11 protein-coding genes are annotated in these 22,690 nt (G+C 53.8%); 8 read left to right on the forward strand and 3 right to left on the reverse strand.

The genetic code is table 11. The features are described 5' to 3' along the window. Positions 1–269: 269 nt before the first annotated feature. Positions 270–1,313, forward strand: a complete 1,044-nt coding sequence (locus AC6I8D_RS23060) for an NAD-dependent epimerase/dehydratase family protein (RefSeq protein ID WP_497821031.1) — start codon at positions 270–272, stop codon at positions 1,311–1,313. A 572-nt stretch (positions 1,314–1,885) separates the two neighbouring features. Here AC6I8D_RS23060 and AC6I8D_RS23065 read toward each other — a convergent pair. Further along, positions 1,886–11,569: an autotransporter-associated beta strand repeat-containing protein gene (locus tag AC6I8D_RS23065; protein ID WP_497821032.1), complete on the reverse strand. Its 9,684-nt coding sequence runs from the start codon at positions 11,567–11,569 to the stop codon at positions 1,886–1,888. A gap of 1,182 nt (positions 11,570–12,751) precedes the next feature. Between AC6I8D_RS23065 and dgoR the strand changes: the two genes are divergently transcribed. The 5 genes from dgoR to AC6I8D_RS23090 all read left to right on the forward strand — a co-directional run bounded on the left by dgoR (position 12,752) and on the right by AC6I8D_RS23090 (position 17,480). Then, the gene (gene dgoR / locus AC6I8D_RS23070) at positions 12,752–13,441 is read left to right on the forward strand and encodes a D-galactonate utilization transcriptional regulator DgoR (RefSeq protein ID WP_312055513.1); all 690 of its coding nucleotides are present in this window, start codon (positions 12,752–12,754) and stop codon (positions 13,439–13,441) included. Beyond that, on the forward strand, positions 13,438–14,313 hold the full coding sequence (locus AC6I8D_RS23075) for a 2-dehydro-3-deoxygalactonokinase (RefSeq protein ID WP_497821033.1): 876 nt from the start codon (positions 13,438–13,440) through the stop codon (positions 14,311–14,313). The genes dgoR and AC6I8D_RS23075 overlap by 4 nt, the downstream gene beginning before the upstream one ends. Beyond that, positions 14,297–14,914, forward strand: coding sequence for a 2-dehydro-3-deoxy-6-phosphogalactonate aldolase (locus AC6I8D_RS23080; protein ID WP_312055515.1), 618 nt, complete (start codon positions 14,297–14,299; stop codon positions 14,912–14,914). The genes AC6I8D_RS23075 and AC6I8D_RS23080 overlap by 17 nt, the downstream gene beginning before the upstream one ends. Next, positions 14,911–16,059 carry a galactonate dehydratase gene (dgoD, locus tag AC6I8D_RS23085; protein ID WP_312055516.1) on the forward strand — a complete coding sequence of 383 codons (1,149 nt, stop codon included), beginning with the start codon at positions 14,911–14,913 and terminating at the stop codon, positions 16,057–16,059. Before AC6I8D_RS23080 ends, dgoD begins: the two co-directional genes overlap by 4 nt. 83 nt (positions 16,060–16,142) lie before the next feature. After that, positions 16,143–17,480, forward strand: coding sequence for an MFS transporter (locus AC6I8D_RS23090; protein WP_497821034.1), 1,338 nt, complete (start codon positions 16,143–16,145; stop codon positions 17,478–17,480). Positions 17,481–17,667: 187 nt separating this feature from the next. On the opposite strand, the gene AC6I8D_RS23095 is transcribed toward AC6I8D_RS23090, so the two are convergent. Together AC6I8D_RS23095 and AC6I8D_RS23100 are read right to left on the reverse strand one after the other, a co-directional pair. After that, the gene (locus AC6I8D_RS23095) at positions 17,668–19,101 is read right to left on the reverse strand and encodes a sugar porter family MFS transporter (RefSeq protein ID WP_497821035.1); all 1,434 of its coding nucleotides are present in this window, start codon (positions 19,099–19,101) and stop codon (positions 17,668–17,670) included. A 101-nt stretch (positions 19,102–19,202) separates the two neighbouring features. Beyond that, positions 19,203–20,375 carry an ROK family protein gene (locus AC6I8D_RS23100; protein WP_312055519.1) on the reverse strand — a complete coding sequence of 391 codons (1,173 nt, stop codon included), beginning with the start codon at positions 20,373–20,375 and terminating at the stop codon, positions 19,203–19,205. A 128-nt stretch (positions 20,376–20,503) separates the two neighbouring features. On the opposite strand from AC6I8D_RS23100, the gene AC6I8D_RS23105 reads away from it, so the two are divergent. After that, positions 20,504–21,340 carry an MBL fold metallo-hydrolase gene (locus tag AC6I8D_RS23105; protein ID WP_497821036.1) on the forward strand — a complete coding sequence of 279 codons (837 nt, stop codon included), beginning with the start codon at positions 20,504–20,506 and terminating at the stop codon, positions 21,338–21,340. A 25-nt stretch (positions 21,341–21,365) separates the two neighbouring features. Beyond that, complete coding sequence (locus AC6I8D_RS23110) at positions 21,366–22,685, forward strand: MFS transporter (RefSeq protein ID WP_497821037.1); 1,320 nt, start codon at positions 21,366–21,368, stop codon at positions 22,683–22,685. Positions 22,686–22,690 lie beyond the last annotated feature (5 nt).

Consider the following 22,690-nt stretch of genomic DNA (forward strand, 5'->3'; position numbering starts at 1 on the left):
CTCCAGCCTGATAGCTGCTGGAGAGAGCGGGTGCAACTGCTTTTTGACAGCGTCCTGTATTGGCGCTTTGGCCAAACATCTGCGGCGAGTCGAATAGATCCCCTGCAGTGCCGGCGGTCGTTTCGCCTGCCGATCGTCGTTTGACGCATTACCTTATATCGATCACTTTTTAATAACGGCGTACAGCAACGGCTCGGTTTGCTGTCAGTGGTAATACCCTCTGTATGTTGCTGCTAAAACGGGTTATATGAAACAAAACGGAGAACTGTATGAATAATAAGCACGTATTGCTGGTCGGTGCTGCCGGCGTAGTGGGCTTTGCCGCTCATGATTCCTTCCAAAAAGCGGGCTGGCAAATCACTACCCTTGGGCGTTCGCCGCACAGCCCTCACCCTTCTCCTCATATCAGCGCTGACCTGACCTCTTCCGAAAATCTTAATCAACACTGGGAAGCGTTTGAAACGGTAACGCACATTTTTTATGCGGCATTGCGCCAGGATGCCAATCCGGGCGTGGAGGCGGATATCAATGCGCTGATGTTTGAAAATCTGATCGGCGCGGTACGCTCGTCAGGCAATTCGCTGAAACATATTATCTTTATTCAGGGCGGAAAGGTTTATGGGGCCCATCTGGGCGTTTACCGCACCCCGGCGCGGGAAGAGGACAGCCGTCATTTTCCGCCGAACCTCTATTTCCGGCATGAGGACTATGCGAGAAAGATTGGCGATGAAGGCATCGGCTGGACTGCACTGCGCCCGGATATTGTCATCGGTCACTCATTCGGATCGCCGATGAACCTGGGAAATTTGATCGGCGTATACGGAACAATCTGCCGCGAAACCGCAACCGCCCTGCATTTTCCCGGCCCGGATGACGCTTACCGCAATACCCTGGTGAACATCACTGACAGCCGCATCCTCGGTGAAAGCGCTGTCTGGGCTGCCGAAAAGGCCAGATTCGGCGCGTTCAATATCACCAATGGCGACGTGTTTCGCTGGTGTCACGTCTGGCCGAAACTGGCTGACTGGTTCGGCGTTCCGGTTGGCGAGGCGCAGCCTGTCTCGCTTAGCGAACGTCTCAGCGCGCTTAAGCCTCTCTGGTCATCCATCGCCGACAAGGCGCAACTGCAGGAGCGAGATATCGACAAACTGGCGTTAGGTGGTTTCGGTGACTTTATCTTCCATGTTGAGAAAGATGCCATATTTGACGTCACCAAAGCGCGTCAGGCAGGGTTTGACGCCATGATCAAGCGCTCCGATGAGGTGTTGATTGAACATCTGGATGCGATGCGAAGCAGCAAACTTATTCCCTGATTTCTCAGGCAGCCCGTCATCTGGCAGGCTGCCGGCCTGCTCTCCAGGCCCGTTTCTAAACGGCGGAAGATTACACCAACCCATTGTTCCGGAAGCCAGGCGCACCGGGATGCGTTACGCCTGGCCGCTTCGCCGGATAAGTGTCCGTTATGTGCTGTGAATACAATATGCAGCATACAAGGACCGTCGTAATCCTGAAACATACATAGCTCGCAACCCCTTTCCCAACACATTTCTCCGCTAAAGGTTGTCAGTGGTAAAGATAGAGATGCTGTCAGTAAGACCTTACCGGGTGCCCGGCAGATATTCGGCTACTGTTCGTTTTTAAGCTGCACATCCTCTGCGCCAGAAACGCCGGTAATCTATGCGCTACTACGCGTAGCGGTGTCGCCATATCCGCTTTCAAGCCCTGATCGGCACTCACCGCCAGCATCAGCAGCGCCAGGTGCTGAAACCGGGCTGCCAGCTTCCAGGCGGCCCACGCACCGAGAACGTGTCCCATAGGATGACAACGGATGATGCGGAGCTGTTGTAGCAGCACTATTACCCGCTGCGCTGTCATCATCAGAGCATCAGAAACGCATTTTAAGTCCGACCGATGCTGAAATATCCGCTGTCATTTTACTGTCACCGCCATTGTCCCAGACTTTGCCGACTTCGGTGTAAGCCTGCACTTTACTGCTCACCGCCCAGGTGGTGCCCACCGCAGCTTCAGTCGCGCTGTAGCGCTGATCGGCGCTAAGGCTGGTTTTTCCGTCATTGTTGCGGGTGTTGCGATAGGTCACGGTGTCCTGCCCGTCCGATATTTCCTGCCACAGGTTCACCCGGAGATAAGGTTTAACTTTGCCATAATCCGTATCATAATCCGCCATTAATCTGGCGCCTATCCGGCCAATCACCGCTGCGTCAGTGTCTACATTAACATTGGTTTTCGCCGCCCCTTTCAGCGTGACGTCCCTGAAATCACTGTATTGATAAATGAGCTGGCCCTGAGGCTCAAGAGCCCAGCGACTGTTACCTATTTTTTTCCACGGCTTACCCACTTCCACCGAGGCAACCAGCGAGTTGCCGTCCGGATGATAGGTAATCCGATCCACATTGTTTTTCAGGTCGACCTGGTGGTAACCATACTGAATCACGTTATCGACATAAAATCCGTCACTGTCTGTCCAGGTGGCGTAACCGCCCAGATAGCTTGAAAAGGTCGAATTATAGGCTGAGCCGCCGCCCATGCCGGTGTTACCAGAAATCGCGCTATCAGTATCCATAAAGGTGGCATAGATGCCCGCACGCCATTGATCGTTCTGCCAGAAGTCGCGCCCCATCTGCATTCCGTTATAACTGGAATCACTGGTGGTACCGGTAGCATCATTCATCTTCTGATCGACGGTTTTATAGATATAGCGCGCCCAGAATCGGCCTTCCTGATCTTCCGGAATTGCAGCCTGCCACGGTTGCTCATCCCCGACGCGTTGATGCAGGGTACCTAATACGGTCAGATCGGCCTGACGGATGATTGAGCCCAGACTGTTAAAACCCGGCACATCCGGCCGGTAACCTGCCCGCAGGAACCAGTCCTCTCCCGCTCCAGCTGCATTTCCGGCAAAAAGTTGATACTGGTATGCGCCTGCCAGCAGTTTATCTGCGCCGATGGTGAACGCATCTCTGGTGGACTGCGCCGTAGTGGTTGCGCCATTTTGCGCTTCTACCACCTTGATTCCATCACCTTCTGTTGGTTCACCTAACTGGCTGACATCAATATTTAGCAGCGTCAGGCCGGATGCCGAGCCGCCGGAAATCACCAGCCGGTCGGCAACGCCGGGGCTGTGCTGCTGAGCAGCAATGTTCAACCTGCCGTTAACCCCAACATAGTCGCCATTAACGGTAAGCGTTGATCCGACATCCCCGCCCTGAAGGTTTACCGTGCCCTGGTTTACCAGATTGCCAATACGCTGATTAAACCCACCGCTATCCAGCGTGGCATTCTGGCTGACAACATAGTCTGAAGCTGAACTGAAGCGGTTAGCACTGCCCGCTCGCAACGTGCCATTTTCTACCCGCGTCGTGCCGCTCCAGCGGTTGTTGCCGTTTAAGGTGGTAATGCCGCTACCGCGTTGCCAGACCTGCCCGCTGCCGGAAATATCCCCGTTCACCGCCATCTCATCAGACCGGTTAAAAGAGAGAACAGCCTGATTTTGAATGTTGCCCGTGACGTTACCGCCCGCGCTGCCATCACCCAGCTGTAACGTTCCGCCGTTAACGATCGTCGTTCCCTGAAAGCTACTGTCTTTCGTCAACGTCAGCACTCCCGCGCCCGCTTTAGTCAGATCTCCTGAGCCGGTAACGCTGTTCAGTAATAAAACGTTAAAACCATTGGTATCGACAGTGCCGCCGCTGTCAGCGAGCTTCACTTCACGGGGAGTATCAAAGGCTGCACCGTAACGCAAAGTCCCCCCGCCCAGGGTCAGTGCCGTTTCTGGCGCTCCCATGCTGGCATCCTGTGCGACCTGAAGCGTGCCCGCAGTAACTGAGGTGCCGCCTGAGTAGGTGTTGTTGCCGTTAAGCACCAGCGTACCTAAATCAGTTTTTCGTATGCCACCCGATCCCACCAGCAAGGAATTAATCGTAGCGGTATAGCCTGCCCCCTGAAGGGAACCCTCCCCCACACGCAGGATGGTATCGGCAGTATTGGTTGTAATTACGCCATCATTCAAGACATAACCATCAGTAGCAAACTGCGCGCCACTGATCGCCACAACCCCCAGGCTATTATTCACGGTCACTGTCCCGGCCTGGCCACCAAAAACAGCGAAAGAGGTATCGCTAAACGGTGTGTTAAAGCGCCCGTCTGGTGAGGTCTGATCGGTGGTCCAGTTATCGTTACCGGTACTGTTTTGCCAGATGCCGCTTCCGCCGTCGATCACTCCGTTGTTTTTGTCCGCACTGTTATTTCCACCGGCACCATCCCAGAATCTCATTACCGTGCCCGCATGATTAATGAGGTTGACCTGGCCCGCGATGGACGTCTGCACGTAAAGATCAGCAGCTGCCTGAGGTGCCGTGCCGATATCAAGCTGTTTGTCTGTTAACCTGCCGCTGTAATTGAATACCCGGTACAGGCCAACATCGAACTGGCCACCGGTGGTTTGAGTGATATTCAATTTGCCATTCAGGTTGAGATCGCCGTTGATGTTAATCAGGTCGTTCAGCGTCCCACCTGGCGAATAAGCCTGACCAAACTGGAAGTCGAGCTGAGCATTTTCATCCAATGTCAGCCCGCCTAGCGTCAATACACCGACGCTGTTTAAATCGCGTCCGGCAGCGAGATGAGCGCCATCCGCTACCGTTACGCTGCCGCCTGAGATGCCTTCTCCCCCTAACGTCGTCTGACTAGCAACAGCGATCGCGCCAGTTGCAGCGGATTGATCGCCGTTAATTAACAACGTTCCCTGCAGCACGCGGGTGTCTCCTGTCCAGCTATTTTCACCGGTCAGCGTCAGCGTGCCGCTGCCGACTTTCACCAGGTTACCGCCACTGCCACTGATAACCCCAGAGATAAGATCGCTCAGCCCCAGGTTACCTTCGACCAGTGTGCCGGCACCCAATACAACATTTCCGGCACCGGAGAGTGAACCGATGGCCGTCGGTTGCGATGCTGCGCTGATGTCTACCCGCGCGTTTGCCTGATTATTTATGCGGCCATTGCCAGCCTGAGCATTGTCGGCAAAGATCACCTCGCCCTGGTTAGTGACAGCGGCAGTGCCAGCATCAGCCGCATCGGTAAAGGCCAGACCAGAAGTAGCATCAACAGTCACCTGCGACGTACCGCCGGAACTTTGATCGGCGAAGTTAAGCTGTCCGCTGTTTATCAGGTTAACCCTGCTTTGAGCAGCTGAACTGGAGCCAATGAATTGCAGCGTTGCGTTATCTACGCTGAAAGCATGACCTTCCGCCTGAGCAGCGCCGGTAAAATTCAACTGTGCGAGATCGGTGAGGCTGATATTGCTTTCAGCAGTCCCCAACGCACCGGTGGTATTCGCATTCACGCTGAGCTGTCCATTACCGTTTTTGCCGGCGATCCTGGTATCACCCAGGTAGCTGTTTTGTTGATTCAACTCGAGCACGCCATTGCCTGTGCTGACAGAGGTATCCACAATGTTCAGAGCACCATTCCCGCCAATAACCCCGGCTGGGGTAAACGTGTGGCCGTACGTATCCAGCGTGCCGCCGCCAGCCGCATCAAGAAAAATTAACCGGCTAGTCGCGAAATCTGCGCCAGCTTGCAGCGATGCACCATTTTTCAGCGTCAGTGACGTACCGCTAAGGCCCAGGCTGGCATCGCGGGAAGCCTGTAATGTTCCCTGCCAGACTTCTATCCCTGCTGAGAAATCATTCTCTCCATTAAGAATTAATCTGCCGGGGTCGGTTTTCAGCAACCTGATGCGATTCTCATCCAGTGGGTCCTGCAACAGATCGGTGTTAATTGTCGTCGTGACATCGCTGCCCGCGCCGCCGTCACCGACTCGAACGATGTAATAAGTATCGGCAACCGCTTCCCCTTGCGCACTGTAGCTATTGGTTGGTGCAGGAACGGACTCTGGGAAAGAGTCCGTGACGGTACTGATGTAATAAAGCGGTGAGTCGGCGTTGAGTTGATTCACTGCATAGCCGTCACTGGTAAACTGCATTCCTGAGTTGATCACCCTGCCGTTTACGTTACTGACTACTACCACGCCTGCCGTTCCCTGGAAAATAGCGAAAGCCGTCTGTGACCAGGGCGCATTTCCCACCCCATTTGACGTCGTCCAGTCATTGGTTACCCCGGCGATATTGGCGCGCCAGATGCCATTACCACCGTCAACATTGCTGTTACCGCTGGTGCCATCCCCGTGGTTGGTGGTACGGCCGCCATCCCAGAATTGCAGTTCAGAAGCCGGATTGAGATAGTTCAGGATCAGGTTAACCTGATTAGCAATGTTGGTCTGAATACGGCTGGTACCGCCGTCATTAGCAGGTAAAGAGCCGATATCCAGACCCCGGTTAGCCGCCGTATTGTTGATGGAGGCCCCTGCATAGCTAAACAATCGATAGACGCCAGGCAGGAAACTGCCGCCTGGTGAGAGGGTGACATTAAGGATCCCATCAAGGATCAGGGTCCCTTTCACATTAACAAAATCATTCAGGGCGCCGCCTGCCGTATAGGACTGTCCCAGCTCAAATTGACTGTTGGTCGTGGCATTCAGCGTTAAATCGCCATTGATGGTCAGGGTGCCTCTGCTGTTATCGCCTGGCGTCAGTACCGTATTGTTGCCAAACACAACCGCACCGCCTAACGTGCCGTTACCGCCCAGCGTCGTGCCATCACCTGCCGTTGTCAGCGCGCGGGCGGCAGTTTGATCACCATTGATCAATAAGGTCCCCTGGGAAAGCAACGTCTCACCTGCATAGCTATTGTTACCGCCCAGCCGGGTCACGCCAGACCCAATCTGATGAAATGCGCCGCTGCCAGAAATGATGCCATTAAGCGTGACACTATCGGACTGATTAACGGTCAAAATGCCGTTGTCGGTGATGTTTGTAACCTCAGAAAGGCTGCCTGTGGTGCCTCCCTTGCCGAGAGAAAGCTCAGCGCCGCTGCCAATCAGCGTATTACCGGTATAAGTATTATCGGCCAGCAAATTGGTTTTACCTGCGCCCGTTCTTTCCATGCCGCCATTACCCGAAATGATTCCGGCGTAATCCTGCTCATCGTCGCCATCAAACGACACCAGACTGTCCGCACCATCAGTAAAGAGGCTGTAGTTATGCAGAGTGGCTTCGCTGGAACTGGCGACACTGTCACCACTGCGTAACGTCGCCCCGCCCGTGACATTAATTTGCGGCGTACCGGAAAGCGTTAAATCATCGACCAGGCGTACGTCCGTAGCTGCCCCGTTAAGCGTTAAGGTGCTCCAGCCGCTGCCAATATTGGTGCCGCGGACCTGATTGTCCGTGCTGAAAGATCCGACTAAGGCCGGGCTGTCGCCCTGATGGGTATTATTAAACGTCAGCGTGCTGCCCGTGCCGCCTTCACTCACCAGGTGAGTCATATTTGCCAGTGAAACATCGCCGATTGTCGCGCTGTCATTGCCATCCGAGCCGCTGAATGTGACGCCACCCGCAAGCAGGCCGCTGGTCCAGCTGAATTGATCGTTGCCACTTCCGAGATTGATTTCACCGCGCGTATTGCCACCGGTAAGAGAAATCGCGTCGTTGCCACCGCCGGTCAGTATCGCCTGAGAGGTGCTGCCTGCGGCCAGTAAAGTCCCGCTGTTGGTGATCGTATTGTTCGCATTTCCCGAGGCGTCAATCACTGCCGCATTCAGATTGGTGCTGGCGTTGGTCAGGTTGCCACTGTTGACAAGGGTCCGGTTCGCCGCCGTTCCGTTGAGCACAATCATGCTGTTGCTATTGCTGGCTCCGCTGGCTGTGATGCTGCCGGTATTGACGAACTGTGAGGTATTGGCGGCAAGAATGGTGCTGCCCGCATTGGTACTGGTCACGATCGTGCCATTGTTGATCAGGCTACTGGCGTTGGTGGCATCGATTGCCGCACCCGCGCTGCCACCCATAGTGATATTGGCACCAGAAGTTACATTCCCGGCGGTGTTACCGAGAATACCGATACTGCCCGCGCCCGTGCCATTAATGGTATATCCGGTGCCGATGGCCAGATTACCGGTTGTGGCCGAGCCGTCATCATTCTCAAAAGCGAAGCCCTGACCGCTGCCGCTGATGTTGAGAATGTTGTTGGTCCCCTCAGCATTGAACGTCACTGCTGTGCGGATTGCCGGGCCATCCGCGGCATTGATGGTGACATTGTTGAGGTTAATATTGCCGGTATTGGATTTATTATTGATTCCCGCACCTGATCCGCTGATCCCAATGATGCTGTTACTGGCGGTAAAGGACGAAGAACCGATGTCCATCAACACGCCGTCAGCGCCGCCAGAGGCGGTAATCGTATTGTCCGACCCATTAATGGTCAGCGCTGCGCCTGAACCCAGTAACTGAACGGCAGCAAGCCCGCCATTTGCCGTTACCGCCCCCAGCTTCTGCACAATCGCGCCAGCGCCCTGAACGCGAATACCCACATTTCCAGCGCCACCGCCAACGCTGATGGTGCTGTTGTTGGTCAGCACGCCCGCGTTCAGGATATCCACACCAACGTTATTACCAGCGCCCAGTACCTGAACGGGCGCATTAACCACGGCACTGCCGTTATCATGCAATGCGATCCCTTTGCTGTTACTGCCGTTCAGTTGAATACCTGAAGCGCCCTGTAACAGCAGATTACCGAGGTGTGATACGTCATAACCGACAATGCCACTTTGTGCGACCCCGCTGGTTGTTGATGCGTCTGAGGTGACATTAGTGACAAACTGATCCGTCCCTTTGCTGCCATCAATATTGTAATTCCGGCCATCAATCAGTACTGCCGTCGTGTTGTCGTGATTAAGGATGATACCGCCGTCGGCAATAGTTCCTTTTGCACCGCCAGTGACTTTAACGCCGACGGCATTCTCACCGTTTACATCAATAATAGCCGGGCCTGTATTGAGGGTAGTCAGCACATCGTCACTGGCATCACTGTTATTTTTGTCATCAAAACCATTGGCAAACACCCCTGTTGAGCCTGTCCCGGTCAGCGTTAACTGATAGGGCGTTCCGCTGCCATTGTCACCGCTAAAGGTGGCGCCATTATCTACTGCAAACAGCACGGAACCCGCCTGGCCATTATCATTAATGGAGGCATTGGCCACGTTAATATTGGCCGCATTGCCATAGGCGTAGTAACCAATCTGCTGGCTGTTTTCCAGTGAAAGGCTGGACTGGTTGGTGACGTTAATAATCGCGTTGCCACGCGCATGTACCCCAATGGCACCCGCCGCGAGTAACCTGATAGTAGAAGAGAGATTGACCACCGATTGATGAGTGTTCAGGCCTTCGGCATAAACTGCGTAATTGCGGTAGGTGTAAGGGTTGTTATCCGTTCCGCCAGTATCGCCGGCGCTGCCAACGGTAATTTCACTATTTTGCGTCGAGGTGACTGAAGCATTCGCTGTGCGGGCCTGCAGGTAGATAGCGATATTATTGTCGCCATCAATCAAAATATCCCCGTCGTTCACCACCGCGCCGCTATTATCGGCAATATACAGACCATAACTGGAGGCCGCAGCGCCATTGGTTAATTTGCCCAAAACTGCAATATTCCCGCTGTTGGTCACGTCTCCCGTGCCGCTATCAGAAAAAATGCCTGCCGCATTTCGGGTATTTTCACCGAGATAAATCAAACCATTGTTAACGATAGCTCCACTACTTTTACTGTAGATCCCCGCCGCCAGGCTGCCGCCACCGGTCATGGCAACGCTTACAGGTGTCACGCCACCGGTCAGGATGGGGTCTACACCCAGATAGATATTACCGTTGTTGGTGAACGTCGCGCCCTGATCGGCATACACGCCATAACCTGTTGCACGACCGCCAACATTATTAGCATTACCAACAATCGCAATTGTGCCGCCTGCAGCATTCGTTGCCAGGGTAGTGCCCGACGCGCGAATACCGATGGCATTAGCCGTTGTGGTATCGGTAAGTGCGACGTTGATATGACCGTTATTGGTTAAGGTGCTGGCACCCAGTCCGGAGATTGCGACACTGCCCGCATTGCCTGCATTCTGATTAGTGCCGTCTTTCTCGATAAACAAGCCAGCATTCAGGGTGCCGTTGTTAATGGCTGTCGCGTCTGTTGCGATCATCCCCACGGTCGCCGGACTGCTATTACTGCTGCGCCAGGCATTGATCGCGCCATCATTAGTAATTATTGCTCCTTGATCTGCCCGCATGACGGCTGATGCACCATCGACCGCCAGACTACCCGTTGAGGTTACCGCACCGCTGGCATTCGCGCCGGTTGCGTAGATCACGTTTAGATCGCCGACTGGCAAGGTGCCATTATTGATATGTGTGCCTTTGTCATCCCATACGTGGTAAGTCAGGTTGATGGTGGTCTGGTCTTCCTTCGCCAGCAAGCCGGTAATAATGGCATTGTATGTGTTCTGCGCCTCCACCGCCGAGTCGATGGTTTCGCCATTCACCGTTGCCCCAGCCGTCAGCCAGTACTGGATTTGCGGTTTGCCGGCATAATCGCCCTGGCCCGTAAGGTAATCATTGACGGTAGCAATGTCGGCTGAAGACGTAATATCAAACGCGCGCGATCCTACCTGCACTACTCGCTCGCCTATCCGGGTGTAATTCGGCAGCGTGATGGTGTAATTGTATTGTGCACTTTGCGCGGTGATAGTTTGGGTATTGCTGGAAATAACGGGTGCCGGACGGAAATGAATATAATTATCGGATTGCCAGCGGGTCGCGCTGGCTGCTGTACCGCTGCCGTCAGCCTTCGCCAGGACAGAATTTTTTGCCAGCAAATCCAGCGTGTTGGTGGAATCGGCAATGGCTGTGCTACCCGCAGTATCTGAGCCGATATTAATACTGGCGCTCCCCCCTTCCGAACTGACTGAGGCAATGCCAAAGCTGTTAAAAATGCGCAGGGAATCAGGGTCATATACCGGCAGTAAAAGTGCACTGACCGGCGTATCGTCCGATGAAACAAAAGTAGTGGAATCATAAATACTGATGATCTGATTACTGCCTTCAAGCCCGGGAATGACAACGTTCAACTCCTGATTCTGTTGAGGATTGGCCGGGTTGGGTGAATAAGTAAACTGATCAATATTGCTGGCTGTGATGGCTGTTTGATTACCGGATGAATCGGTGGCTGTAATGACCGTAATGCGGTTGGGATCGCTGCCGGTGTTCCCGGGTAACGCCTGCCCGACCGCGACTGAGGTGCTGCTGCCTGTGCTGCCAGCGCCAATCTGAGGGATAGCGCCGATAATATTCAGCGCAGTGCCTGGGGGGTAATGATCAGGCGCGTTTTGACTGTCCAGCGTAAAGGCAAAGCCCGTATTAATCACGCTGTCATAGTTGATGCCCTGATTTTCCGGGAACAGATAGGAAGGATGACCTGATGCATTCCATTCTGCATCAATCGCATAAGCCCCCTGCGCATAGCCAACGCCGCCTGTGATGAGCGCGGAAAGTAACAGTGAGGTGGTTAAAGAGGCTTTTTTACCTCTTGCAGAAGCAAGTTCAGAAACAGGGACATAGCAAGACGCGGTACAGCTCCAGATTAACCGGTAAACTTTGTTCATCTCGGACCTCGAAGCGCAACTACCAGTTGATTGTAATAAGATTACATATTTGAAAACATCAATTACTAATTCTTAACAATAGTTCATAACGAAAATCTTCAAGATTTAATTGCCGAAAGTTGAGACCAGATCAAATAAGGGAAATGAAGGCGCCGGCTTATACACTGACTGCGTGTACAAGCCGCGCTAGCGTGGAACCGGGAGAGGAGCAGAAAAAAGCTGACCTGATATGTCCAGGCGATGAAACCGGTGCTGCAGGCCAGGATCGAAACCACTGAGTGCTCGTGCTGTCTTACATGGCTTTGCTGGTTCATGACGCTTTCAACAGTATGATGCTGCATTGTATTGCATTGGCAGTGGGGTACCGGGTCCGATTGCAACTCACTTCAGGCACTGTATAGCAGAGGAGTCGCGTCAGCAGTTTGTGGTACCTATCCTCCTGTCCGGGGACACATCCACTGTTACCGGCAGCCAATATGCTGTAGATGGCGGGCTGGTCGGTTACCGATGGTTTAACAGGATGTATAAAAGCAACTGAAAATAATTCTTTAATGTCTGCTTTTCGCTGAGAGTTGACACCACGGAGGCAAAACGCGGATTACACCGCCCTGCGGATGATTTATAGTCCAGCATTTTTCCCGGCCTGCCTGAGCGGTCTGACATCACCGTTTAGCCCTTTGCTGGCTATGAAAAGATAAGTCAGGTCCTTTTGGCAAAGAGTGTCTGCGCAACGCAGTCTTAACGGGTAACACTGTTCTCAATTCACTTTCTCGTTTTTCGCCCGCCTTTAAGGCAGCAGGTTCAGCTGACGCACCAGAGTCAGGATCGCCCGCACCGTATGCCATCAGACCTCAGCCGGAAGTGCCGAAACGACTCAGTTGTGTCTGGTAATAGTGACCGACACCGCAGGACTGCATTGTGAAGATAACGCCAGAATCAGCCCAGGCTGACGGTTTAAATCACGACAACCCCCCTTCATTAAACCGCCAACCCGGTTAATTTTTTCATCGTCTTACCTGCCATCTGTTCTTTTTGTGATCCACATTGTAGTACAACACATCCACTTTGTACTACATTGCGTCATGCTAACTAAGACGGTTAACACTCTCCCGGTCAAAAGGCAGGTGAAAATCAGCGCTCAGGGTAAAGTAGACATGGGAATAAAGAGAAAAAGGATCATCCATGACTATCAACAAAACTGACCGCATTGTGATCTCGCTGGGCAGCCAGATTATCAGCGGCAAGTATCTGCCTGGCGCAGCACTGCCCACTGAGACTGAGCTGTGTGTGGAGTTTGAAACCTCGCGCAACATCATCCGTGAAGTGTTTCGCTCGCTAATGGCCAAGCGCCTCATAGAACTAAAGCGCCACCGTGGGGCTTATGTGACCTTGCGTAATAAGTGGAACTACCTTGATACAGATGTACTGAAGTGGGTGCTTGAAAATGATCACGACCCGCAACTGATTGCTGCGATGAGCGAAGTCCGCAATCTGGTCGAACCCACCATTGCACGCTGGGCGGCAGAGCGTGCGACATCAAGCGATCTGGCGCAGATTGAGTCAGCGCTGAACGAGATGATTGCCAATAACCAGCACCGCGATGCCTTTAATGAAGCAGATATTCGCTTTCATGAAGCGGTATTGCAGTCGGTACATAACCCGGTACTGGAGCAGCTTAGCGTGGCGATGAGTTCGTTACAGCGGGCGGTTTTTGAACGCACATGGCAGGGAGACGAGGCAAATATGCCCCAGACACTGCAGGAACATAAAGCGCTGTACGATGCAATCCGGCATCAGGACGGCGAGGCGGCAGAGCAGGCGGCATTGACCATGATCGCCAGCTCAACATCAAGGTTGAAGGACATTACATGACATCTCGCTATATTGCTGTTGACTGGGGATCGACCAATCTGCGGGCCTGGCTCTTTGAGGACGGAAAATGTCTGCAGAGCCGGCAATCCGAGGCAGGCGTAACGCGTCTGAACGGTAAATCTCCACCAGCGGTGTTAAATGAGATCACCCAAACATGGCGCAATGACGACACTCCCATTGTCATGGCGGGAATGGTAGGCAGCAACGTCGGCTGGAAAATAGCGCCGTACCTGCCGCTGCCGGTTAAGTTTTCGGCAATGGGTGAGCAATTAACCCAGGTTGACGACAACGTCTGGATCATTCCCGGCCTGAGCGTTGACAGAAAAGATAACCAGAACGTTATGCGGGGTGAAGAAACCCAGCTGATCGGTGCCCGTACCCTTGCCCCTGCTGCCGTTTACGTTATGCCGGGAACACACTGTAAATGGGTGCTGGCTGACGATCGGCAAATCAGTGATTTCAGGACCGTCATGACCGGTGAGCTGCACCATTTACTGCTGCATCACTCACTGATTGGCGCCGGTTTACCCGAGCAGCAAAGCTCACAGGCTGCTTTTACCGCCGGTCTGGAGCGCGGGATGGCAACGCCAGCCCTGCTGCCAGAACTGTTCGAAGTTCGCGCTTCACACGTACTCAAACGTCTTCCGCCCGAGCAGGTCAGCGAGTTTTTATCAGGCCTGCTGATTGGCGCGGAGGTGATGACGATGAGCGCATTTTTTAGCGAACAGCAGATTACCGTGGTTGCCGAGGACGCACTGGCAAAACGTTACCAACAGGCGCTTACCGCCCTTGGACGTCAGGTGACGTCGATTTCAGGCGATACCGCATTTCAGGCAGGAATAAGGAGCATCGTTAATGCAATGGCAAACTGAACTTCCCCTCATCGCGATTTTGCGTGGGATAAAGCCCGATGAGGTTCTGGCGCACGTTGGCGCCGTGATTGACGCGGGATTTGACGCGGTGGAAATCCCGCTTAACTCTCCGCAGTGGGAAAAAAGTATTCCCCTCATCCTGCAGGCGTATGGTGAACGGGCTTTGATTGGTGCGGGCACGGTTTTAAAGACGGAGCAGGTTGATACGCTCGCCAGAATGGGCAGCAAGCTGATCGTTACGCCGAATATTCAGCCAGAGCTGATCCGCCACGCCGTGAACCTTGGCATGACCGTCTGCCCTGGCTGCGCGACGGCCAGCGAAGCCTTTAACGCTCTGGACGCGGGTGCGCAGGCGTTAAAAATTTTCCCCTCGTCCGCCTTTGGTCCGGCCTATATCAAAGCGCTTAAAGCCGTTCTTCCCGACGACGTACCGGTATTTGCCGTTGGCGGTGTGACCCCGGAAAATCTGTCGGAGTGGATTGATGCGGGCTGTGCCGGAGCAGGGCTTGGCAGCGATCTCTATCGCGCCGGACAACCGGTTGAGCGCACCGCGCAGCAGGCAGCGGCATTTGTTAAAGCTTATCAGGAGGCAGTGAAGTGAAAATAACTAAACTCACCACATATCGTTTACCCCCACGCTGGATGTTTTTGAAAATTGAGACCGATGAAGGTGTGGTCGGCTGGGGCGAACCCGTTATTGAAGGCCGGGCACGCACCGTCGAGGCCGCCGTACACGAACTGAGTGAATACCTGATCGGTCAGGACCCCGCCCGGATAAACGATTTATGGCAGGTGATGTACCGCGGGGGTTTTTATCGCGGCGGCCCAGTTCTGATGAGTGCCATTGCGGGTATTGACCAGGCCTTATGGGATATTAAAGGTAAGGTGCTGAATGCTCCGGTCTGGCAGTTAATGGGCGGACTGGTACGCGACAAAATCAAAGCTTACAGCTGGGTTGGCGGCGACCGTCCGGCGGAAGTCATTGGTGGCATAAAAAAACTGCGTGAAATTGGTTTTGATACATTCAAACTCAACGGATGCGAAGAACTTGGCATCATTGACGATTACCGCAAGATTGACGCGGCGGTCAATACCGTTGCCCAGATCCGCGAAGCGTTCGGATATGAAATTGAGTTCGGTCTCGATTTCCACGGACGCGTTAGCGCGCCGATGGCAAAAGTATTGATAAAAGAACTTGAAACCTATCGTCCGTTATTTATTGAAGAGCCGGTGCTGGCGGAGCAGGCTGAGTATTATCCAAAACTGGCGGCTCAGACGCATATACCTATCGCTGCGGGCGAGCGGATGTTCTCGCGATTTGAATTCAAAAGAGTGCTTGAAGCCGGAGGGCTGGCCATTTTACAACCCGACCTGTCGCATGCCGGGGGAATAACTGAATGCTATAAAATTGCCGGCATGGCAGAAGCCTATGATGTTGCGCTGGCACCTCATTGTCCGCTCGGTCCGATTGCGCTTGCTGCCTGCCTTCATGTCGACTTTGTTTCGCGCAACGCGGTATTCCAGGAGCAAAGCATGGGTATTCATTACAATCAGGGCGCAGAGCTGCTCGACTTTGTGAAAAATAAAGAAGATTTCAGCATGGAAGGCGGTTTCTTTAAGCCTTTGACTAAACCGGGTCTCGGTGTGGAAATTGATGAAGCCCAGGTGATTAAGCTCAGTAAAATTGCTCAGGACTGGCGTAATCCGCTCTGGCGACATGCGGATGGTTCCGTCGCGGAATGGTGATCCCTGCTCTGTAACCCGGGCTTACGCGCTCCCGGGTAGTAAATTTTAAATAACTAAAACACACCCTCTGTAATTTACCGGGCATGGTGAATGGCTTTGCTATGCCCAAAATCTGGAGACAGATTGCGATGCATATTCCGATTAATGCTGAAAAACCAGGGCGTCGTCGTTATCTGACGCTATTTATGATCTTTATTACGGTGGTTATCTGTTACGTCGACCGGGCAAACCTGGCGGTAGCGTCGGCACACATTCAGGAAGAGTTCGGTATTACCAAAGCAGAAATGGGGTATGTTTTTTCCGCTTTTGCCTGGCTGTATACCTTATGTCAGATCCCCGGCGGCTGGTTTCTTGATCGGGTCGGCTCACGACTGACCTACTTTATTGCTATCCTGGGATGGTCAGTTGCAACCCTGCTGCAGGGATTCGCCACCGGGCTGATTTCTCTGATTAGCCTGCGGGCCATTACGGGCGTTTTTGAGGCTCCCGCCTTCCCGACCAATAATCGCATGGTGACAAGCTGGTTCCCGGAACAGGAGCGAGCATCCGCGGTGGGTTTTTTCACTTCAGGCCAGTTTGTCGGTCTGGCTTTTTTAACCCCTCTGCTCATCTGGATTCAGGAACTATTAAGCTGGCACTGGGTGTTTATCCTCACCGGCGGTATCGGTATTGTCTGGTCATTAGTCTGGTTCAGGGTTTATCAGCCACCCCGTCTTACGAAGGGGATCGGTAAGGCCGAACTGGATTATATTCAGGCCGGAGGCGGCCTGGTTGACGGCGATGCACCGCTGGTCAAAGAGGCGCGTCAGCCACTGAGCAAGGCCGACTGGAAGCTGGTATTCCACCGTAAACTGCTGGGCGTGTATCTGGGACAGTTCGCCGTGACCTCGACGTTATGGTTTTTTCTCACCTGGTTCCCGAATTACCTTACCCAGGAGAAAGGAATTACCGCACTTAAAGCCGGCTTTATGACGACGGTTCCGTTCCTGGCCGCTTTTTTCGGCGTGCTGCTTTCTGGCTGGCTGGCGGATAAACTGGTTAAAAAAGGCTTCTCGCTGGGCGTGGCGCGTAAAACCCCGATAATATGTGGTCTGCTGATCTCAACCTGCATTATGGGTGCGAACTACACGAATGACCCGATGTGGATCATGATACTGATGGCAGTAGCCTTTTTCGGTAATGGTTTTGCATCAATAACCTGGTCGCTGGTTTCTTCGCTGGCCCCGATGCGTTTGATCGGGCTGACAGGGGGGGTATTTAATTTCGTCGGTGGTCTTGGCGGCATTACCGTTCCCCTGGTTATCGGCTATCTGGCGCAGGATTACGGTTTTGGTCTGGCTCTCATCTATATCGCGGCCGTCGCGCTGATAGGTGCGCTCTCCTACATCCTGCTGGTGGGGGATGTGAAACGAATAGGCTGATACCTGGCAGGGACTGCATCACCGTGAGGCCTTATACCAACCTCACGTGATGCAGTCCGTTACCCCGGCTACCGCGCTTTATCCCCTGTTTCCCTTAATGCGGAAAAGCTACTCATGGATGCATGCTGCTGAAGCTCTGGTCACCATCGGCTTATCCAGTCGAATCTACCGCTCGCCACCCTTAACGTCAGGAAACGATGCGTTGCTTTGAGGCGACGGGGGCTTTACCACACAGCTGTTCTTCAAGCTCCTCCAGCGATTTACCTTTGGTTTCCGGCACTCGCTTCACGACAAACAGGAAACCTGCCGCGCAAATCACCCCGTACAGCATAAAGCTGCCTGCGGCTCCGAGGCCGGCATTTAAAATCGGGAAAGTGTAGGTCAGCACGAAACAGGCTATCCACAGTGCCAGGGTTGCCACTGACATCGCAAGGCCACGAATACGGTTCGGAAAGATTTCCGCCAGCAGCACCCAGGTTACGGGTGCCAGCGTCAAGGCATACACGCCAATCGCTGCCAGCACCAGAATCAGGACGGGCCAGCCGGTTATGCCCAGCGTATACGCACCCGCAATCAGCGCATAGCACACCGTCAGACCACCTGCACCGATCAGCATTAACTTACGGCGACCCAGACGGTCAACCAGAGGCAGAGCCAGCACGGTGGCAACAAGGTTGATCAGTCCGGTTGCGACAATGGATTTGAGCGTACCGTTAATATCAAAGCCAGCCGAAGCAAAAATCTCCTGTGCGTAATTGAAAATAACGTTAATGCCGCACCACTGCTGAAAAACGACCAGTATGATGCCGGTGATCATTATCGGCAGTACCCGGGGTTCTGAAAGAGAGGCGAAGCTGGCGCGCGTCTGCTGACGATCATTATGTATGGCATGGGCAATCTCCCGGAGCGTTTGCTGCGCATAGCCAGATGAGCCGATTTTGCTCAGCGTAGCCAGTGCGCGATCGTTTTTGCCGGCCAGCATTAACCAGCGTGGCGATTCCGGCACCCACATCATGAGCATTAAAAATAGCACTGAAGGCACCGCTGCCGACGCGAACATCCAGCGCCAGCCGTACTGACCATTCCAGGTTTCACGCAGCGCGGCCTGGGAGGCTTCGCCTGTCACCGGATCGGCAATCAGCAGGTTAATCAGTTGTGCGGCCAGTACACCTATCACAATGGTGAGCTGATTAACCGCAACAAATTTCCCACGCTTCGCGCTCGGGCTGATTTCAGCGATGTACATCGGGCTTAATGCCGAGGCAATCCCAATGCCCACACCGCCCAGAATTCGCCACCAGACAAAAATCTCAAAATTACTGGCAAGCGCGGTGCCAATGGCGGAGACCACAAACAGCAGAGCGGCAGTAATCAGCGGTATCCGGCGTCCCAGTTTATCGGCGAACCAGCCTGAAACCAGTGCGCCGAAAACACAACCAACCAGCGCAGAACTCATTGCCCAGCCCGACATCGCCGGATCGGTAACACCAAACCAGGCTTCATAAAAGGGTTTTGCGCCCCCGATGACTACCCAGTCGTAACCAAAAAGCAAACCGCCGCAGGCCGCTACCAGGCAGATGCTCCAGACGTAACGCATATTGAGGTTTTGATTATTGTTCACGCGAATTCTCCGCACAGGGTCAAAGTGCGGCTATATCACCACTGTTACCAGCAGGTGAAAGTTCAGGTCTTCACAGATTTTAGTAACAGGAGTTTAGTAATCTATGCTGCGGAAGGATCGGCTTCGACAAATAAATAGCCAATACCCAAAACCTGACGCGCGCGGTCCAGCTGGCCAAAATGCACATTCGTGGCTTTGCTTTTCAGGGCATCGCGTGGATCAAAAGGGTTGAAGTCAATCTGACTGACAATAGTCCGTAACCAGCTTTCGCCGAAGGTACAGCTGCGTCCATAAATCCATATCTGATTGATATTTAATGTATTGAGGAAGTTGTACAGACTCATGCCAATCGCTTCTGCACTGCGCTGAGCCCACTCAACGATCCACGACTCGCCAGCCTGCCATGCCGCCAGTAATTCACGGCTGGTCGGCGATGTCGCATCAGGGACGCGGAGCTGCGCCAGTTGCTTTAGCGTACTCAGCGAGGCGACCGTTTCCAGGCAGCCCTGACGGCCGCAGTTACAGCGTTTGCCATGCGGATCGATGATGGTGTGTCCAATCTGACCGCTGCCATAGAGATTACCGCGGAATATTTCACCGTTGATGACAAAGGAAGATCCGATGCCGTAATCAACGTTAATCACGCAGAATTCACTGAGTGCATTGCTGTTCAGCCACTTCTCCGCCAGTGCCAGCATGACGCAATCGTTATCGACGCGCACGTCTACATTCAGTTTCTCTTCCAGCAGGAACTTAAGCTGCAGCGGGCTTTTCCAGGGCGCCTGCGGCATATGCTGAGAGACGCCGGTAACCGGATCGACCTGACCGTGCACCGCCAGGGCAAGGTTAATGCGTCGCTTCGGCCACTGTTTGCAGGTTTGCCGCCATACCCCTTCAATGTCGAGCAGCAGCTGCTCGGGCGAAAGCGCATGGATAGCGATCTGCTGATATTCCCCCTGCGCGACAAGCTGCGCATCTGCCAGCTGCAACTCTATGCTGGAAGGCTTTACGCACAGACAGAGCGTCCACGCACCTTCTGACGGCAACTGAAAGCTGCCGCTGCTGTTACCGCGTGTGCTGAGCGTCATGCTGGAATATTCCACCTTCTTCTCATCCAGCAGCTCCTGCAAAATTTTACTCGCAGCGGGAATGGTTAACCCACTGAGCTGTGCCAGCTGCGATTTGCTCAGCCGCTTATTCCGCCACATCAGGTGCATAAACAACGCCTTGTTATGTTTACGTACCTGGGAATTATTCAGTCCTGACAGCTTCATCCTGCCTCCTTTCTTCGGGTCAGCCAGAGTTTACTAAACATTGTTTACTGACTTCTGTGATGGTTACGCCATCCTCGCTGTAACCATTGCTTTAGAGTCCGGCCTTATCATGTTGAAGGAAAATGACTATGGCTTTCATGTTACGCAATGCTCAGGAACTGGCGAATGAGCTGTCCGAAACCCAGGTCCCTGCTCAGGCTCTGGCTATCTGGAGCCTTGGTCAGGCAGGCCTGATAATCAAAAATCAGGCAGGCGACATGCTGGCCATCGACCCTTATCTGAGCGATGCCATTGAGCGCAACGATCCTGAAACCGAATTTGTGCGGAATTTTCCGCCGGTGCTGCCGCCGCAGGCGCTTAGCGTCTGTGACGCGGTGCTGATCAGCCATTTTCATGACGACCATATGGACCTTGCAACGCTTGAGCCACTGGCCCTTGCCGCGCCCGATCTTCCGGTCTGGCTGCCGGCACCGGATATTCACCGGCTGCCGATAAGCAATCGCCGCTCAGCTAAAACGGGTCAGCGCTTCGAAATCGGCAGCTTTAACGTATTACCGATTGCGGCGGCGCACAGTGAGTATGAACACGACGAGGCGGGCAACGATCGCTACCTTGGTTACTTGATCAGCACTGATGGCATCAGTCTCTGGCACAGCGGCGACACGCTGGTGACGCCACAGCTACGGGCACAGATGCAGCAACTTCAGCCCACCATTAACGTGCTGCCGATAAACGGTGGTGACTCTGCCCGTATGGCCCGGGGCATCATGCCTAACATGAGTTTCCGTGACGCGGCGGATTTACATCATTCACTTGGTAGCGAATTACTTCTTCCCTGCCATTACGACCTGTTCAGCTGTAATCGTGACAACCCCGCCTGGTTTGTTGACGACATGCTGACTCGCTATCCCGGCAAAAAATTCCATCTGCTGATGCCGGGAGAACGCTTTATCTACCTGAGCTGACACCTACACCTACCGGAAAAATATAATGACAACATCATCTGCAAACCATCCGTGGCTGATACGCCTCGGTATTCCACCGGCGCTGGCCTGGGGCTACGTCGCTGTTCTGCTGTTTATGATCGGCGACGGAGTTGAATCAAACTATCTCGCGCCTTACCTGCATAAAAATGGCTTCTCACTCAATATTGCAGCAGCGGTTATTGCCTTCTACGGCGTTACCGTCACGCTGGGTTCCTGGCTGGCGGGCTCGCTCTCAACCCTCATTGGTCCGCGTAAAGTTATGCTGGCTGGCGGCCTGATCTGGATTGTGTTCGAAGTGCTGTTTCTGGCCGTCGCGCTGCCCTCGCACAGCGTGCTGCTGCTGGCGCTGACCTATGGCTTACGCGGCATCGCCTATCCGATGTTTGCTTACGCATTTCTGGTCTGGATCCAGGCCGCGGCGCCTGCCAACATGCGCGGCTCGGCCACCGGCTGGTTCTGGCTGGCATTTACCGGCGGCCTGCCGACGCTGGGTTCGCTGGTGGCGATCTTTTCAATTCAGCTGGTTGGCGAATACGCCACTTTCTGGCTGTCGCTTGTGCTGGTGACTATCGGTCTGCTGGTGATGCTGCTGGCGCTGAAAGAGCGCAGTGGTTATCAGTCATTACTGGATGAGGAGCACCGGCAACAGGGTACGTGGCGCACGCTGATGGGCGGCATTGATATTCTGTGGCGTGAGCCGCGTATTGCCGCCGCCGCGGTGGTACGCATCATCAATACGACACCTTACTTTGGCTTCTTCATCTTCCTGCCGGGATTTTTTACCGAGCAGATTGGCTTTTCCCAGACCGAGTATCTCAGCCTGATTACCATCATGGGACTGGTGGGGATGAGCTTTAACCCGATAGTCGGAAAAATCAGCGATCGTATCGGCTGGCGTAAGGTGCTCACCGTGTTTGGCGGCCTCGGTTCGGGTGTCTCAATGCTGCTGATGTACTTTGTGCCGCTGTGGAGCCACGGCAGCTTTATTCTCAGCGTAATCTGCGCCTGCCTGTACGGCATCACGCTGTGCGGCTACGTGCCTGCCGCCGCGCTGTTCTCCTCCCTTTGCCAGCCGAAAGACAAAGGCAATGCGATGGCAATTTATTGCTTTGCCGCCGGATTATCGACCTTCTTTGGACCGGCGCTGTATGCAGCCATTAATTCGCTGTTCGGTACATCAGGCGTGATTTGGGGGTATGCATCTTTATATCTGGTCAGCGCTGGCGTTTCCTGGCGTTACCTGCTCAGCCCGCTTGATCCCGGCGAGCAACACAACCCCAACGCGCAGCGTCTGCGTCGTTTAGATTCTGTCGTTTCGGAGTAAAGAGT

Source organism: Pantoea sp. X-Soil-MYKO-1785 (assembly GCF_059730675.1).